Source organism: Kitasatospora sp. NPDC094015 (genome assembly GCF_040304075.1).
In the GTDB taxonomy this organism is placed as follows: Bacteria; Actinomycetota; Actinomycetes; order Streptomycetales; family Streptomycetaceae; genus Kitasatospora.
The window spans coordinates 115,854-130,707 of the sequence record NZ_JBEOUL010000006.1 but is presented as its reverse complement, the minus strand read 5'-3'; the positions used below and the strand labels follow the sequence as shown (position 1 = coordinate 130,707).

Sequence of the window (14,854 nt, the reverse complement as noted above, 5' to 3'; positions counted from 1 at the left end):
TCAGCGCCGGTCAGTATGATGACCCCGCCGGAGGACCTCCTTCGGCTGCCCCTCTACCAGCGGATGTGCCTGAGACCATGACCACACTGGATGTGCTGCTCCCGTACTACGGCGATGTCGCGCTGATGAAGGCGGCGGTCCGCAGCGTGCTCGCGCAGACCGACGAGGACTGGCGCCTGACCGTCGTGGACGACGGCAAGGAGCCCGGTGTCCCGGAGTGGTTCGCGGAGCTGGGCGACCCGCGGGTGCGGTACTTCCGCAACGAGCGGAACCTCGGCGTGACCGGCAACTACCGCAAGTGCCTGGGGCTCGCCGAGCACGAGCACATGGTCTTCATGGGCACCGACGACATCATGCTGCCCAACTACGTGGCCACGGTCCGGGCCTGCCTGGCCGAGCACCCGGGCGCCGCGATCGTCCAGCCCGGTGTCGAGGTGATCGACAGCACCGGCAAGCCGGGCACCACCCTGGCGGACGAGGCCAAGCGGCGGCTGTACGCGCCCAAGCTGCGGGGCCGCACGGTGATGGGCGGGGAGGAGCTGGCGACCAGCCTGCTCAAGGGCAACTGGCTGTACTTCCCGTCGCTGTGCTGGCGCACCGAGGCCGTCCGGGCCATGGGCTTCCGCGACGACGTCGAGATCATCCAGGACCTGGCGCTGGTGATCGACCTGCTGCAGGCCGGCGAGCAGGTCGTGATCGACGACACCCGCTGCTTCCAGTACCGCCGGCACAACGTCAGCGTCTCGGCCACCTCGGCCTTCTCCGGCGCCCGCTTCGCCGAGGCCCGCCGCTACTTCCTCGACGTGGCGGACCGGCTGGACCAGCAGGGCTGGCACCGGGCGGCGAAGGCCTCCCGGCTGCACCTCTCCGCCCGGATCCACGCCCTCACCCTGGTGCCCGGCGCGATCCGCGCCAAGCAGTGGGACGGGGCCAAGGCCCTGGTCCGCAACGCCACCTCCACCGCCGCCCAGCCCCGCTGAGCCCTCGCGCCCTAGGAGCAACCCCGCAATGTCCGCACCTCACGCGGCACCGGCCCGCGTCGCCGTCCTGGGTGGTACCGGCTTCATCGGACGGGTGCTCGTCGGCCGCCTGGTGGAGCAGGGCCACGAGGTCCTCTCGCTCGCCCGCACCGAGCCCGCCGTCCCCGTCCCGGGCCGCTTCGCCCGGGTGGACCTGAGCTCGACGGCCCCGGCCGAACTCGCCGCCCTGCTCGACCGCGAGCGGATCGACGCCGTGGTCAACGCGGCCGGCGGCATGTGGGGCCTGAACGACGAGCAGATGTACGAGGCCAACGTCGTGCTGGTCGACCGGCTGGTCGAGGCCGTCGGCGCGATGGCCTCCCCGGCCCGGCTGATCCACCTCGGCACCGTCCACGAGTACGGCATGGCGCCGATCGGCGTCAGCCAGCACGAGGACGACTCCCCGGCCCCGGTCATGGAGTACGGCAAGCTCAAGCTCGCCGCCAGCGAGTCCGTGGTCCGCGCGGTCGCCGCCGGCCGGGTCGACGCGGTGGTGCTGCGGCTGGGCAACGTGGTCGGCGCCGGGCAGCCGGGGCACAGCCTGCTCGGCGTGATGGCCGGCAAGCTGGACGCGGCCCGCCTCGACGGGTCGACCGCCCAGCTGTCGCTCGCCCCGCTCACCGCGCAGCGCGACTTCGTGGACCTCACCGACACCGTGGACGCCGTGCTGGCCGCCATCGCCACGCGGACCACCGTCGCTGTGATCAACATCGGCACCGGCTCCGCCAGCGCGGCCCGGCTGCTGGTCGAGCTGCTGATCGAGGAGAGCGGGGTGCCCACCGAGATCACCGAGGTGCCGGCGCCCGAGGGCAGCGGCCCGGAGACCGAATGGCAGCAGCTCGACGTCACGCTGGCCGCCGAGCAGCTCGGCTGGGCGCCCCGCCGCACGCTGCGCGAGGCCGTCGCCGACCTGTGGCGCGCGCAGCTCGGTTCCTCGGCCGGATAGCCGCCCTGCCGGGCCGCCCTGCGGGGTGGCCCGGCCCGGCGCCCCGAGCGGGCCGGCACCGGCCCGCGCCGCCCCCGTCCCCCGATCCGAGGCCCGATTGCGACTCGCCGGACTGCTCCGCTCCCGAGGAACGCTCGCGGACCTGCTGTCCCCGCGCTCCGACAGCTTCGGCTTCCTGCGGCTGGCGCTGGCGGTCACGGTCGTCGTCTCGCACGTCTACCCGCTCGCGTACGGGCGGCTCGACCCGCTCTGGCAGCGCAGCGGTCAGCAGACCGACCTCGGCAAGCTGGCCGTGCTCGGCTTCTTCGTCCTGTCGGGCTACCTGATCACCGGCAGCGCCCGGCGCACCCGCCCCGGCCGCTACGTGTGGCACCGGGCCCTGCGGATCCTCCCGGGCCTGTGCGGATCGCTGCTGGTCTCCACCCTCGTCCTGATGCCGCTGGTCCGCTGGCACCAGCACGGCAGCCTGGCCGGCTTCTGGACCGGCACCTGGGGCCCCTTCCAGTACCTCGGCAGCGCCTGGGACAGCCCGATGCGCGGCGGCTGGGACGTCTCCGGGGTGATCGCGGAGGGCATCCGCCGGGGCACCAACTTCGACGGCAGCGTCAACGGCGCGCTGTGGTCGCTCAAGTACGAGCTGCTCTGCTACCTGCTGGCCGGTCTCGCCGCCCTCGCCGGGGTGCTCGGCCGGGGCCGGCGGCTGGTGCCGCTCACCGCCGCCGCCCTGCTGGCCCTGGTCACCACCGACTGGTTCGACGCGCCGGGGCCGCGCGGCATGCCGGGCGACCTGACCACGCATCTGGACCTGCCGCTGGCCGGTGAGCTGTCCCTGCACTACCTGGTCCACCTCGGCCTGGTGTTCCTGCTCGGCGCCACCCTGCGGCTCTACCGGGAGCGCGTCCCGGTGCACGACGGGCTCGCGGTGCTGGCCGCCGTCACCCTGCTCGCCACCCTGCGCTGGGGCGCGCTGCCGGTCCTCGGCTACCCGGCACTGGCCTACCTGCTGCTCTGGCTCGCCGTGCGGCTCCCCCGCCCCTGCCGGGCCGTCGGCCGCGACCGCGACCTGTCGTACGGGATCTACATCTACGGCTTCACGGTGGAACAGGTGCTGGCCGCCTACGGGCTCGCGCGGCTCGGCCCGGCGGGCTTCCTCGCTGCCGCGCTGGCCGCGACGACCGCGCTCGCGGCCTTCTCCTGGTACGCCGTCGAGGCCCCGGCGCTGCGGCTCAAGGACCGGCTCCCGCCCGCCGTCCTGCGCCGGCAGGCCCGCCGCCCGGACCCCGGCCGGGCGGCCGGGACCTGAGCGGCGGCGCCCGTCAGCGCTTGATCGGGGCGTCCACCACCGTGACGGTCTTGCCCGGCAGCGCGGCCAGGTCGTGCCGCAGGTCGTTCGCGGTCTGCGGGTCGGACACCAGCAGGGTCACCTTCTGGTCCGGGATGCCGGCCAGCACCGTCTTGAGCGAGCGCAAGGAGTTGGTGTACTGCTGCGGGTTGACCGGCCCGCCGCCGATGACGACGTTCATCAGCTCGGGGAAGCCGGCCGCGAGCCCGGCCCGGTGGATCAGCGAGGAGGCCAGGAAGCTGGTGCGCCAGTTCACGTAGCCGTCGTTGGCGTACAGCGTCAGCACCGGGACGGTGCGGTCGATCCTCGGCAGGTCGCGCTCGACCAGCGGGATCACCACCGGCGCGAGTTCCTTGCCGTTGGCCTTGCTGTAGTGCACCAGCGGGGTGCCCTGCCAGGCCGTCGGCTGGCCACCCACCGAGGGGACCCCCCACTGGACGCCCGCGAACAGGCTCAGCGCGGCGGCCGAGACCGCCACCGCCACGACGCCCTCGGTCCACCAGCGCCGCCGCAGCACCTTGGCCGCCGGCCCCATCGGCCGCAGCACGCTGCCCAGCAGTCCCAGCGTGCTCAGGGCGATCACGAAACCGCCGTTGGCCAGCTTCTCGAAGTAGTACGAGAGCTTGCCGATCTGGTGCATCTGCCAGTAGCCGAAGCCGCCGAGGATCAGGGTGGACACCGCCAGGACGACCAGCACCGCCCGGGCCACCGGGGTGCGCCGGTTGCGCGGCAGCAGGGCGACCGCGGCCACCAGCAGCGCGACGCCCAGCAGCACCGAGCGGTCCAGCGGGAGCTGCCAGCCGAACGCGTTGGCCTGGGCCTCCATGTTCAGCTTGGACCTGGTCGAGATCGCGCTCGGCACCACCGCGATCAGGCAGCCCGCCAACTGGACCGCGTACAGCGGCCAACGCCGGCCGCGCTGCCGGCGGCGGTGGACCACCGCGCCGCCGACCATGGCCAGGCCCAGGAAGGCGGCCAGGATGTTGTACGAGAACGCGACCGTGATCATGCCGGCCGCCGTGGCCAGGGCGTACGTCCCGAGGTCCATCGCCGGCCGGATCACCAGCGCGACCGTGACCACCAGGAAGATCAGCGCGAAGATCTGCGAGTCGAAGCAGTACTCGACCATCGAGCCGAGGCCGCTGGCCACCGCGAGGGCACCGACCGTGGTGCACACGGCGGCGGTGCGCCAGCCGGTCAGCCGGGGCCCGCCGATCCAGCGCGCGGCCCAGACGATCATGCCGCAGAGGATGGCGAACGCCGCTATCACGTAGAGCGCGTAGCGGTTGTAGGCCGCCACCGGGTCACCGGTCGACGTGGTCGAGCGCACGAAGATGTCGAACCAGGCCCACAGGTAGTGCGAGCCCAGCGGGTAGACGGCCTCGGTCGGGGTGCTCACCAGCACCCGGGCCTGGTCCTGGTCCAGGAAGAGGAAACCGCCGAGCCGGTGGATCGCGTCGAAGATGGAGAAGTGGGTGATCCGGTCCTCGACCGACAGGGAGACCGGCAACCGGCCGACCACCGAGTGCCCGATGAGCGGGTGGTGCACGTAGTGCCAGACCGCGGCGGCGGTACCGACCACCAGCAGGTCCGAGGTGCGCAGCCGCAGCGGCAGCCGGGGAACCCGGCGCGCGGTCCACGCCCCCACACTGATCACCGAGAGGATCACACCGGCGCTCGGCACCGGCTCCATCCCCCACGGCCAGAAGGAGGTGATCAGCCCCATCGCCAGCACGCCGCCGCAGAGCACCACGGTCGCCACCACCAGCCGGTCCAGCAGCACCCCGCCGACCCGCAGCACGGAGGCCACCGCCAGCAGGAACACCGGCAGCAGGACGACCGTCAGGTTCAGCGCGCCCAGCACCGCGGGCAGCGCCCAGGAGACCACGAGCGCTCCGGCGAGGACGTCCCAGCGCCGGCGGGGCGGGCCCGTCCGGTCACCGGACCGGGACGCCGCGGAGCTGCTCAGGCGCGCACGGATCCCCGCCAGTTGGGCTGTCATCTCGCAGGGTCTCCTCAGGTCTGCTCGCGGACCGGGCTCCGCGCAGGGGTGATTCGGGGCGGAATCCCGCCGGCATCGCGTCCCGCGGGAGGAATCGCCGCTCCGCCGAATCGACGGCGGCCATGCTACTGCACGGCCGCCGCCCGGCCGCGGGCACCTGGACTCCGACGGGTCAGCGGGACCTGAACACCCACACCCGCATCAGCAGGAACCGGCACAGCGTGGCCAGGCCGTTCGCCACGACGAGACCGGCCACCTCGACCACCTTGGAGGCGTCCGGCACCGTCCGGTGCAGCAGCGCCAGCACCCCGGCACTGAGCCCGAGCCCGATCACGAAGGCGACACCACCCTGCGCCTGGTGGCGCAGCGCGCCCTTGGACCCGGTGATGCCGAAGGTGAACCGGCGGTTGGCCGCGGTGTTGGCCACCGCGCTCACCAGCAGGGCGATCAGGTTGCCGGCCTGCGGGCCGACCACCTGGCGCGCGGCCACGTAGAGCAGCAGGTAGAACAGCGTGCTCAGCACGCCGATGACCAGGAACGCCGGCAGCTGGCGCCGCGTGCCGCCGGCCGACGGCGGGCCCGGGTCGGCCTGCTGCGCCGCGGTCGGTTCTTCGGTGCTCACCATCTGGGATCCCACGCTCTGTCCATGTCGGGTCGGTCGGGTCGGTCTGGTCGGTCGGGTCTGACGGGTCTGACGGGTCGGCCGGTTCGGTCTGCCGGGTCCGCCGGAGCGGCGGGGCCGGTCAGCGGAGCTCGTAGACGGCCACCCGGCCGTTGTCGTAGCGCCGCTCGGCGAGGCCGGCCAGCGCGGGCGACTCGGGGCCGATCCTGCGGTCGACCACCAGGTAGCGGACGTGGTGCCGCTCGTGCAGCACGCGCAGCACGTCCGCCGTCGGGTGGTAGACCGCGTCCTCGTTGAGCTGGAGCAGCGGCTGGTCCCAGAAGGTGGCGGACTGGTCCGAGACCAGCCGGGGCGCGTACGCCCAGCCCTCGACCAGCACCGAACGCTCGGAGTACCCGCTGAGCCAGAAGGAGAGCGCGTTCGGGCAGGACTCGCCGGGGACCGCCCAGTCGTCGACGGACCGGCAGTGGCTGTTGGTGGCCAGCACGTCCGAGGGCGCGCTGTGCGACCGGACCCACCGGGCGGCCTCGACCTGGCTGCCCGGCAGCGGCCACGCGCCCGGCCAGTCGAACTGGCGCGCCTGCGCCACGTCCAGCAGCAGGGTCGGTCCGCCCGCCAGCAGGACCGCCGTGAGCAGCACCACCCCACCGCGCCCGCGCAGCCCGCGGACGGCGCGGCCGGCCGCCCACCACAGCACGCCGCCGACCGCGGCGATCGCGGCCAGGGCTGCCGCGGCCGCCAGCGCCGGCAGGATCGGGGCGTAGGACGGCGGCTGCGCGCCGTCCTGGAAGCGCGCCAGCACCCAGCCGGCCCAGCGGGCCGAGTAACGGTGGACGGCCCAGGTCAGCACGGCCACGAAGACCACCGAACCGACCGCCAGCAGGGCCTTCGCCCGGGTGGAGAGCCGGGCGCGCTCGAAGACCTCGCAGTAGCCCCAGACCGACAGCAGCACCCCGAACGGAAGCCCGGCGATGGTGAAGTAGCTGGAGTTGAAACCGTTCACCACCAGGTACGCGGCCGGGCCGGCCAGCGCACCGCCGAGCAGGAACCACTGGACCGGCTCCAGCCGCAGCCGGCGCCGCCAGATCAGCGGGATCGCGCCGGCCATCCGCAGCTGGTGGTTGAGCGCGAACGCGGCCAGCGTCGCGGCGACGACGGCGCCCTGCGCCAGCGAGTCCCGGCTCCCCGCGGGGTCCTGCCAGTACCGGCTGACGTTGCCGAACGGGACGACCTCCAGGCCGTAGCTCTCGAACCGGAACAGCACCGCGGTGGCGAACAGCTGCGCCCCGCCGAGGATCGCGCCCAGGCCGACGATCGTCCAGGGGATCCGCCGGGTGAGGACCAGCACCAGCAGCCCGGCCGCGGCCAGCGCGGCCACGGTGACCGGCAGCGAGCTGGCCTTGGCCGCGCTGGAGGCCACCGCGAACATCGCCGCCAGGACGAACGCGCCGCGGCCCAGCGGCGGCACGCCGGCACCGGCCGGGTCGGCGCCGGCCGGGTCGGCGCCGCGCCGGCGCAGGAGATCGCCGACCACGCCGATCAAGGCCATCAGCAGCGGCTGGCTGTAGGTCAGCGACAGGCTCGCCCAGGACATCAGCGGGACCGCGGGCGCCCCGAAGGTCCAGCTGAAGACGTCGTTCGGGTAGATCGCGTTGAACTCACCGATGCCGAAGACCAGCAGCGCGGCGGCCGGACCGGCCCAGGCGCGACCGGTGAGCCGACCGGCCACCACCGCGGTGATCACCATCGCGAGCGCGCACAGCGCCGGGACCATCAGCCGCATCTGGACCACCGGCAGGTCGATGTGTCCGACCATGCTGGTCATCGCCATGTGGACGAAGGTGAACCAGTGGTAGTGCAGCGGCTCGCCGGCGGCCTGCGGGAAGGTCAGCGGGAAGTCGTGCTTGGCGTTGCCGGCCAGCGACAGCAGGTACGGCAGGTCGATGTACTGCCGGGTGGCGTCCCCGGTCGGCAGGACCGGGTTCTTGCGCAGGAACACCTCGTACAGGTACGCGCTGGTGACGGCGACCGTCCCGGCCACCGCCCAGGACCAGCCGAGCGACGGGCGCGTGTAGCCGCGCGGGGCCCAGTGCCGCCGCAGCGCCGGCACCGCCGCGAACGGGACGACCACCAGCAGCGGCCAGGCGATCGCCGCGCCCTGCAGGCCGAGCGGCATCAGTACCGCCCAGGCGGCCAGCTCCAGCACCAGGCCGGTGACCGCGCCGAAGGCGAGGTCCTCGACCAGGGTGTGCGGGCGCCGGCGCAGCGCGCGGAAGACCAGCGTGCCGGGGAGGAGCACGCCCCACAGCACGTACCCGGTGTAGCGGGCGATGTCGCCCGGCGAGGTGTCGGCCGCCAGCAGCAGCGCCACCAGGAAGAGGTAGGCGGCCGCCGCCGGCAGGTAGCGCCACGGCGTCCCCGCCGGCCGGCCGCCGCGGCCACGCTGCTGCGCCGCCCGGTCCGCCGGGGTGCCCGTCGACGGAGTGGTCCGGTCAGTGCTGCCCATCGTGTGGATCTCCCCGTGCGTTCCGGCCTCGAACGGCGCGCCCGCCCGTGCGGCCGCGTCCCGTCGACGGCGGCCGGCCGCCGACGGGATTGTCAGGATGTCAGGCCACGTACTGCGGAGCCGTGGAAGGCGCGACCGTGTTGCGCTCGTCGGCCGAGTCGTAGCCGACGAAGTAGGCCGGCCGGGCCTGGGCCGCGGAGTAGATCCGGCCCACGTACTCGCCGAGCAGGCCGATGCAGATCAGCTGCACGCCGCCGAGGAAGAGCATCGCGATGAACAGCGAGGCCCAGCCCGGGACGGTGGCGCCGGCGACGTACTGCACGGTGGTGTACACGGCCAGCACGAAGCAGATCAGGAAGCTGCCCGCGCCCAGCCAGGTGGCGAGCCGCAGCGGGGCCGCGGAGAAGTTGGTGATGCTGTCGAGCGCCAGTCGGAGCATCTTCGACAGCGGGTACTTGGTGCTGCCGGCGACCCGCTCCTCGCGGTCGTAGACCACCTCGCCGCTGCTGAAACCGAGCCACGGCACCAGCAGCCGGTACACCGGCTGGTGCTCGGGCAGGGACTTCAGCGCGTCCACCGCGGCCCGGCTGAGCAGCCGGAAGTCGCCCGCGTGCGCCGGCATCTTCTTGCCGACGAGCTTGCGCATCAGCCAGTAGTAGCCGCCGGCGGTGCGGCGCTTGAAGAAGGTGTCGGTGTTGCGGTCGCCGCGCACGCCGTAGACGATGTCCAGCCCCTGCTCGCGGGCGAGCGAGAGCATCTCCGGGATCTTCTCCGGCGGGTCCTGGAGGTCGGCGTCGATGCTGACGACGTACTGGCCGAAGGCCCGGTGGATGCCGGCGGTCAGCGCGGCCTGGTGGCCGGAGTTGCGGGCGAAGCGGACGATCCGCAGCTCGGGCCACTCCTGCCGGAGCTTGTGCATGATCTGCGGCGTGGCATCGGTGCTGCCGTCGTCGATGCCGACGACCTCATAGGTGATGTCCAGCGAGTCCAGGATCGGACGCAGCCGCTGCACCGTCAGGGGCAGGGCCTCCTGCTCGTTGTATATGGGGATCACGACCGACAACAGCGGCGCGGGCGGAACGGCCGCCTGGTCTGCCGTGACTGCTGCGTTGTGCATCGTTGTTCGCCTGTCCCTATGTGTCGGAGAGCGTTCGACCGTGCTCGGGAGGTTCCGTACCGGGCCGGTGGCTCCGGTTCACTGCAAACGGCCGGCGGGCGGCCACCCCGGCCGGTGGGCGACGGGCGGGTCTCGGCGCCGCCGCCTGCGGTTCACGGCAGGGACGGGCACGGACCGCCAGGCTAGCAGTTGGATCACGACGGGGCTTTCCCGGCGGGACGGCCCCACGGCGGCCGCCCGGGCGGGGCGGCGGGCCCGGCCGGGCGCGCCGCGCCACGGTGCCGGTCCGCCCGTCCCCGCGGGGTCAGCCCCTGATCTGCGGCGGCTCCGCGGACCTGTTGCGCAGGGTCGCCATCGAGCCGTCCAGTGCCTTCTTCATCACCTTGGAGAGCGGCCGTTCGACCAGACGGTGGATCAGCCAGGCCGTGGTCAGGGCCGCGACCAGCGCCACCGCGAGCGCCGCGCGGACGCCCAGGCCGCGGGTCTGCAGGAAGTGGATCAGCGTCCACCCGGCCTCCTGGTGGATCAGGTACAGCGGGTAGGTGAGCGCGCCCGCGACCGTCAGCCACTTCCAGTTGGCCCAGTTGAACAGGCCGAGCGCGGCGGCGAGCACCATCGCGAAGGCGAGCGTGACGCAGGCCGCCATCACCTTCCAGGACAGCGGGTGGCCCAGCACGTTCACGTAGATGCCCTGGATCGACGACAACCGGGTGAGGGCCAGCAACCAGGAGAAGCCGACGATCCCCCAGAGCAGCAGGTTCTGGCCGAAGCGGTACATCAGGAACATGCCGATGCCGGCGATGAAGAACGGCGACTCGTCCGGCATGGCGAGCGTGGTCAGCAGCGGGATGCCCGCCTGCGGGGCGAGCACGGCCAGGATGGTCCAGATCCCGCAGAAGGCGACCACCTTGCGGTAGGTCAACCCGGTCGCCACCACGATGGCGAAGATCAGGTAGAAGCGCATCTCGACCCAGAGGGTCCAGTAGACGCCGTCGACGTGCCGCATCCCGAGCGGCGTCTGGAGCATCGTCAGGTTGCCCAGGACCGTCTTGACGTTGAGCCCGTCCGCCGCGCCCCAGCGGGCGAACTGCTTGAAGTTCAGCACCACCAGGGTGGTCAGGGCGATGCCCGCCCAGTACGCGGGGTACAGCCGCACCACCCGGGACACGAAGAACTCGCCCGAGCGCTTGCCCCAGCAGCTCATGCAGATCACGAAGCCGCTGATGAGGAAGAACAGCTCGACGCCGAGCCAGCCGTAGGAGGCAACCCGGTTCAGCGTGGGCAGCACCTGCTTGGGGGTGTCGCCCTCCCAGACTCCCGCGATGCCGACGTACGCGGTCCAGTGGAAGGACATCACGCTCAGCGCGGCGAGCAGTCGCATCCCGTCCAGCGCGTACAGCCGCGGACGCCGACCCGAGCCCTCGGCCTTCCCCTTGCGGGCCGCCTGCCGGCGCCGTGCGAGCCAGGCCTTGGGCATGGCGGGGGCATTGGGGGCATAGGTCATGTCGGCAGCGCTTTCGGCGAGTGGGCTGAGAGCCTCGGTCGGCCCTCGCGCCGGGCGAAGGCTCAGGGGCACAGCCTAGCTGCCCCCCTGCGGCGGAACCCGTGGTGGGCCGGGGTATCGAACGGCGCCGCACATGCCGAGGGCCTCGGGCCCGTCCTGGTGGACGGACCCGAGGCCCTCGAACCGCACAGTGCGGGCGAACCCGCTCGGTACGGGCAGGTCAGATCGTCAATTACTTGATGATCTTGGTGACCTGGCCGGCGCCGACGGTCCGGCCACCCTCACGGATGGCGAACTTCAGGCCCTCCTCCATGGCGATCGGCTGGATCAGCGCGACCGTCATGGCGGTGTTGTCGCCCGGCATGACCATCTCGGTGCCCTCGGGGAGGGTCACGACGCCGGTCACGTCCGTGGTACGGAAGTAGAACTGCGGGCGGTAGTTGTTGAAGAACGGGGTGTGACGGCCACCCTCGTCCTTCGACAGGATGTAGGACTGGGCCTCGAAGTCGGTGTGCGGCGTGACCGAACCCGGCTTGATGATGACCTGGCCGCGCTCGACGTCCTCGCGCTTGATGCCACGGAGGAGCAGACCGACGTTCTCGCCCGCCTGGCCCTCGTCGAGCAGCTTGCGGAACATCTCGATGCCGGTGACCGTGGTGGTGGTCTTGGTCTCCTTGATGCCGATGATGTCGACAGTCTCGTTGACCTTGAGGACACCACGCTCGATGCGGCCGGTGACGACGGTGCCACGACCGGTGATCGTGAAGACGTCCTCGATCGGCATCAGGAACGGCTGGTCCACGGCACGGGCCGGGGTCGGGATGGCCTCGTCCACGGCCTCCATCAGGCCGAGGAGCTTCTGGCCCCACTCGGCGTCGCCCTCGAGCGCCTTCAGCGCCGAGACGCGCACGACCGGCAGGTCGTCGCCCGGGAACTCGTACTCCGAGAGGAGCTCGCGGACCTCGAGCTCGACGAGCTCCAGGATCTCCTCGTCGTCCACCATGTCGGACTTGTTCAGCGCGACGACGATGTAGGGGACGCCGACCTGGCGGGCCAGGAGGACGTGCTCCTTGGTCTGCGGCATCGGGCCGTCGGTGGCGGCGACGACGAGGATCGCACCGTCCATCTGGGCCGCACCGGTGATCATGTTCTTGATGTAGTCCGCGTGACCCGGGCAGTCAACGTGGGCGTAGTGACGCGCCTCGGTCTGGTACTCGACGTGCGCGATCGAGATGGTGATACCGCGCTGACGCTCCTCCGGGGCCTTGTCGATCTGGTCGAACGGCGTGAAGGGGTTGATCTCCGGGTACGCGTCGTGCAGCACCTTGGTGATGGCCGCGGTAAGGGTCGTCTTACCGTGGTCGATGTGACCGATGGTGCCGATGTTGACGTGGGGCTTCGTCCGCTCGAACTTCGCCTTCGCCACTGCAGTCCTCCTGAGGACAGTTCTGTACGCCGTACGACGTCAGTTGGTCTTTGATCGGGTTGGGTACGGGGCGCTGGGTTGCGCTCCATGCCGTCCCGCGGGTTGGGGCGGAGGGCCCGGGGGGATCTGGGTAGATCCCCCCGGTACACCTCCTAATAGCCTAAGGGGTCCCGAAACGTCCCGATTGCGGGAGGCTCCGGCACGAGCAGGGAACCGGTGCGAACCGGTCCTTACTCGCCCTTGGCCTTGGCGATGATGTCGTCCGCCACGTTCCGCGGAACCTCGGCGTACGAGTCGAACTGCATCGAGTAGCTTGCGCGACCAGAGGTCTTGCTGCGCAGGTCACCGACGTAGCCGAACATCTCGGAGAGCGGCACAAGCGCCTTGACGACGCGAGCACCGTGACGCTCCTCCATGGCCCGGATCTGGCCACGGCGGGAGTTGATGTCGCCGATCACATCGCCCATGTAGTCCTCGGGCGTGGTGACCTCGACGGCCATCATCGGCTCGAGCAGGGCGGGGGACGCCTTGCGGGCGCCCTCCTTGAAGGCCATCGAGCCGGCGATCTTGAACGCGAGCTCGGAGGAGTCGACGTCGTGCGAGGCACCGTCGAGCAGCGTCACGCGGACACCCTGCAGGGCGTAACCCGCGAGGACACCGAACTCCATGGCCTCCTGGCAACCGGCGTCGACCGAAGGGATGTACTCCTTCGGCACGCGGCCACCGGTGACCTTGTTCACGAACTCGTAGCCCTCGCCGGACTCGAGCGGCTCGATCGCGATCTGGATCTTCGCGAACTGGCCGGAACCACCGGTCTGCTTCTTGTGCGTGTAGTCGATACGCTCGACGGCCTTGCGGATCGTCTCGCGGTACGCGACCTGCGGCTTGCCGACGTTGGCCTCGACCTTGAACTCACGCTTCATACGGTCGACCAGCACCTCGAGGTGCAGCTCGCCCATACCCGCGATGATGGTCTGGCCGGTCTCCTCGTCGGTGTTGACCTGGAAGGACGGGTCCTCCTCGGCCAGCCGCTGGATCGCGGTGCCCAGACGCTCCTGGTCGCCCTTCGACTTCGGCTCGATCGCGACGCGGATGACCGGGGCCGGGAAGTCCATGGACTCCAGGATGACCGGCTGCTTCTCGTCGGACAGGGTCTCGCCGGTGGTGGTCTGCTTGAGACCCATGACGGCGACGATGTCGCCGGCGCCCACCGAGTCGATCTCCTCACGCTTGTTCGCGTGCATCCGGTAGATCTTGCCGATGCGCTCCTTGCGGCCCTTCACCGAGTTGAGGACGGCGGTGCCGGCCTCGAGACGCCCGGAGTAGACGCGGACGAAGGTGAGCTTGCCCAGGTGCGGGTCGGACATGATCTTGAACGCAAGCGCGGCGAGCGGCTCGTCGTCCGAAGCCTGGCGGACGATCTTCTCTTCGTCGTTGCCCGGCTTGGTGCCCTCGATGCCCTCGATGTCGAGCGGCGACGGCAGGTACTTCACGACCGCGTCGAGCAGGGGCTGGACGCCCTTGTTCTTGAACGCGGAGCCGCAGAAGATCGGCGTGAAGGACGAGTCCAGGGTGCCCTTGCGGATCGCGGCGACCAGCAGCTCCTCGGGGATGTCCTCGCCCTCGAGGGCGAGCTCCATCACCTCGTCGCTGACGTTCGACACGGTGTCCAGCAGCGCCTCGCGGTACTCGGCGGCCTTCTCGGCGAGGTCGGCCGGGATGTCGACGGTGTCGTACATCTCGCCCTTGGTCGCCTCGGGCGACCAGACCAGCGCCTTCATCTTGACCAGGTCGACGACGCCGACGAAGTCGGCCTCGGCACCGATCGGGAGCTGCATGACCAGCGGGGTGGCGCCGAGGCGGTCCACGATGGTCTGGACGCAGAAGTAGAAGTCCGCGCCCGTGCGGTCCAGCTTGTTGATGAAGCAGATGCGCGGGACGCCGTAGCGGTCAGCCTGCCGCCACACGGTCTCGGACTGGGGCTCGACACCGGCGACGCCGTCGAACACCGTCACGCCACCGTCGAGCACGCGCAGCGAACGCTCCACCTCGACGGTGAAGTCGACGTGGCCCGGGGTGTCGATGATGTTGATGGTGTTGTCGACGTCGTCGAGCGTCCAGTGGCAGGTCGTCGCGGCCGACGTGATCGTGATGCCGCGCTCCTGCTCCTGCTCCATCCAGTCCATGGTGGCAGCGCCATCGTGGACCTCACCGATCTTGTACGAGACACCGGTGTAGAACAGGATCCGCTCGGTGGTGGTGGTCTTGCCCGCGTCGATGTGCGCCATGATCCCGATGTTGCGGACCTTGGCGAGGTCAAGGGAGGTTGCAGCCATGGTGGCTCGTTCTCTCTCTGTCTAGTGACGGGGT

The 14,854-nt window shown here is 71.3% G+C and carries 10 protein-coding genes; 3 read left to right on the top strand and 7 right to left on the bottom strand.

Features of this window, described 5'->3' with window-relative positions; genetic code table 11:
• The first annotated feature begins 77 nt into the window (after positions 1–77).
• From ABT014_RS10030 to ABT014_RS10020, 3 genes are all read left to right on the top strand, one after another.
• Positions 78–980, top strand: coding sequence for a glycosyltransferase family 2 protein (locus tag ABT014_RS10030; RefSeq protein ID WP_350638207.1), 903 nt, complete (start codon positions 78–80; stop codon positions 978–980).
• Between the two features lie 28 nt (positions 981–1,008).
• Positions 1,009–1,965 carry an NAD-dependent epimerase/dehydratase family protein gene (locus ABT014_RS10025; RefSeq protein ID WP_350638206.1) on the top strand — a complete coding sequence of 319 codons (957 nt, stop codon included), beginning with the start codon at positions 1,009–1,011 and terminating at the stop codon, positions 1,963–1,965.
• A 97-nt stretch (positions 1,966–2,062) separates the two neighbouring features.
• Entirely contained in the window at positions 2,063–3,268 is a 1,206-nt protein-coding gene (locus tag ABT014_RS10020; protein WP_350638205.1) for an acyltransferase family protein, read from the top strand.
• 13 nt (positions 3,269–3,281) lie between these two features.
• On the opposite strand, the gene ABT014_RS10015 is transcribed toward ABT014_RS10020, so the two are convergent.
• From ABT014_RS10015 to fusA, 7 genes are all read right to left on the bottom strand, one after another.
• Positions 3,282–5,309: a hypothetical protein gene (locus tag ABT014_RS10015; RefSeq protein WP_350638204.1), complete on the bottom strand. Its 2,028-nt coding sequence runs from the start codon at positions 5,307–5,309 to the stop codon at positions 3,282–3,284.
• Positions 5,310–5,481: 172 nt separating this feature from the next.
• Positions 5,482–5,934, bottom strand: a complete 453-nt coding sequence (locus ABT014_RS10010; RefSeq protein ID WP_350638203.1) for a GtrA family protein — start codon at positions 5,932–5,934, stop codon at positions 5,482–5,484.
• 118 nt (positions 5,935–6,052) lie between these two features.
• Complete coding sequence (locus tag ABT014_RS10005; protein ID WP_350638202.1) at positions 6,053–8,437, bottom strand: hypothetical protein; 2,385 nt, start codon at positions 8,435–8,437, stop codon at positions 6,053–6,055.
• A 100-nt stretch (positions 8,438–8,537) separates the two neighbouring features.
• Positions 8,538–9,554 carry a glycosyltransferase family 2 protein gene (locus tag ABT014_RS10000; RefSeq protein WP_350638201.1) on the bottom strand — a complete coding sequence of 339 codons (1,017 nt, stop codon included), beginning with the start codon at positions 9,552–9,554 and terminating at the stop codon, positions 8,538–8,540.
• 304 nt (positions 9,555–9,858) lie between these two features.
• On the bottom strand, positions 9,859–11,058 hold the full coding sequence (locus ABT014_RS09995; RefSeq protein WP_350638200.1) for an acyltransferase family protein: 1,200 nt from the start codon (positions 11,056–11,058) through the stop codon (positions 9,859–9,861).
• A 232-nt stretch (positions 11,059–11,290) separates the two neighbouring features.
• Positions 11,291–12,484 (bottom strand): elongation factor Tu, encoded by a 1,194-nt coding sequence (gene tuf, locus ABT014_RS09990; protein ID WP_350638199.1) that lies wholly within the window; start codon positions 12,482–12,484, stop codon positions 11,291–11,293.
• 230 nt (positions 12,485–12,714) lie between these two features.
• Complete coding sequence (fusA, locus tag ABT014_RS09985; protein WP_350638198.1) at positions 12,715–14,820, bottom strand: elongation factor G; 2,106 nt, start codon at positions 14,818–14,820, stop codon at positions 12,715–12,717.
• Positions 14,821–14,854: the final 34 nt, after the last annotated feature.

Coding starts and splice junctions, on each gene's coding strand:
- ABT014_RS10025 (WP_350638206.1), top strand. CDS start 1,009: ATGTCCGCACCTCACGCGGCACCGGCCCGCGTCGCCGTCCTGGGTGGT.
- ABT014_RS10000 (WP_350638201.1), bottom strand. CDS start 9,554: ATGCACAACGCAGCAGTCACGGCAGACCAGGCGGCCGTTCCGCCCGCG.
- fusA (WP_350638198.1), bottom strand. CDS start 14,820: ATGGCTGCAACCTCCCTTGACCTCGCCAAGGTCCGCAACATCGGGATC.
- ABT014_RS10005 (WP_350638202.1), bottom strand. CDS start 8,437: ATGGGCAGCACTGACCGGACCACTCCGTCGACGGGCACCCCGGCGGAC.
- ABT014_RS10010 (WP_350638203.1), bottom strand. CDS start 5,934: ATGGTGAGCACCGAAGAACCGACCGCGGCGCAGCAGGCCGACCCGGGC.
- ABT014_RS10015 (WP_350638204.1), bottom strand. CDS start 5,309: ATGACAGCCCAACTGGCGGGGATCCGTGCGCGCCTGAGCAGCTCCGCG.
- ABT014_RS10030 (WP_350638207.1), top strand. CDS start 78: ATGACCACACTGGATGTGCTGCTCCCGTACTACGGCGATGTCGCGCTG.
- ABT014_RS09995 (WP_350638200.1), bottom strand. CDS start 11,058: ATGACCTATGCCCCCAATGCCCCCGCCATGCCCAAGGCCTGGCTCGCA.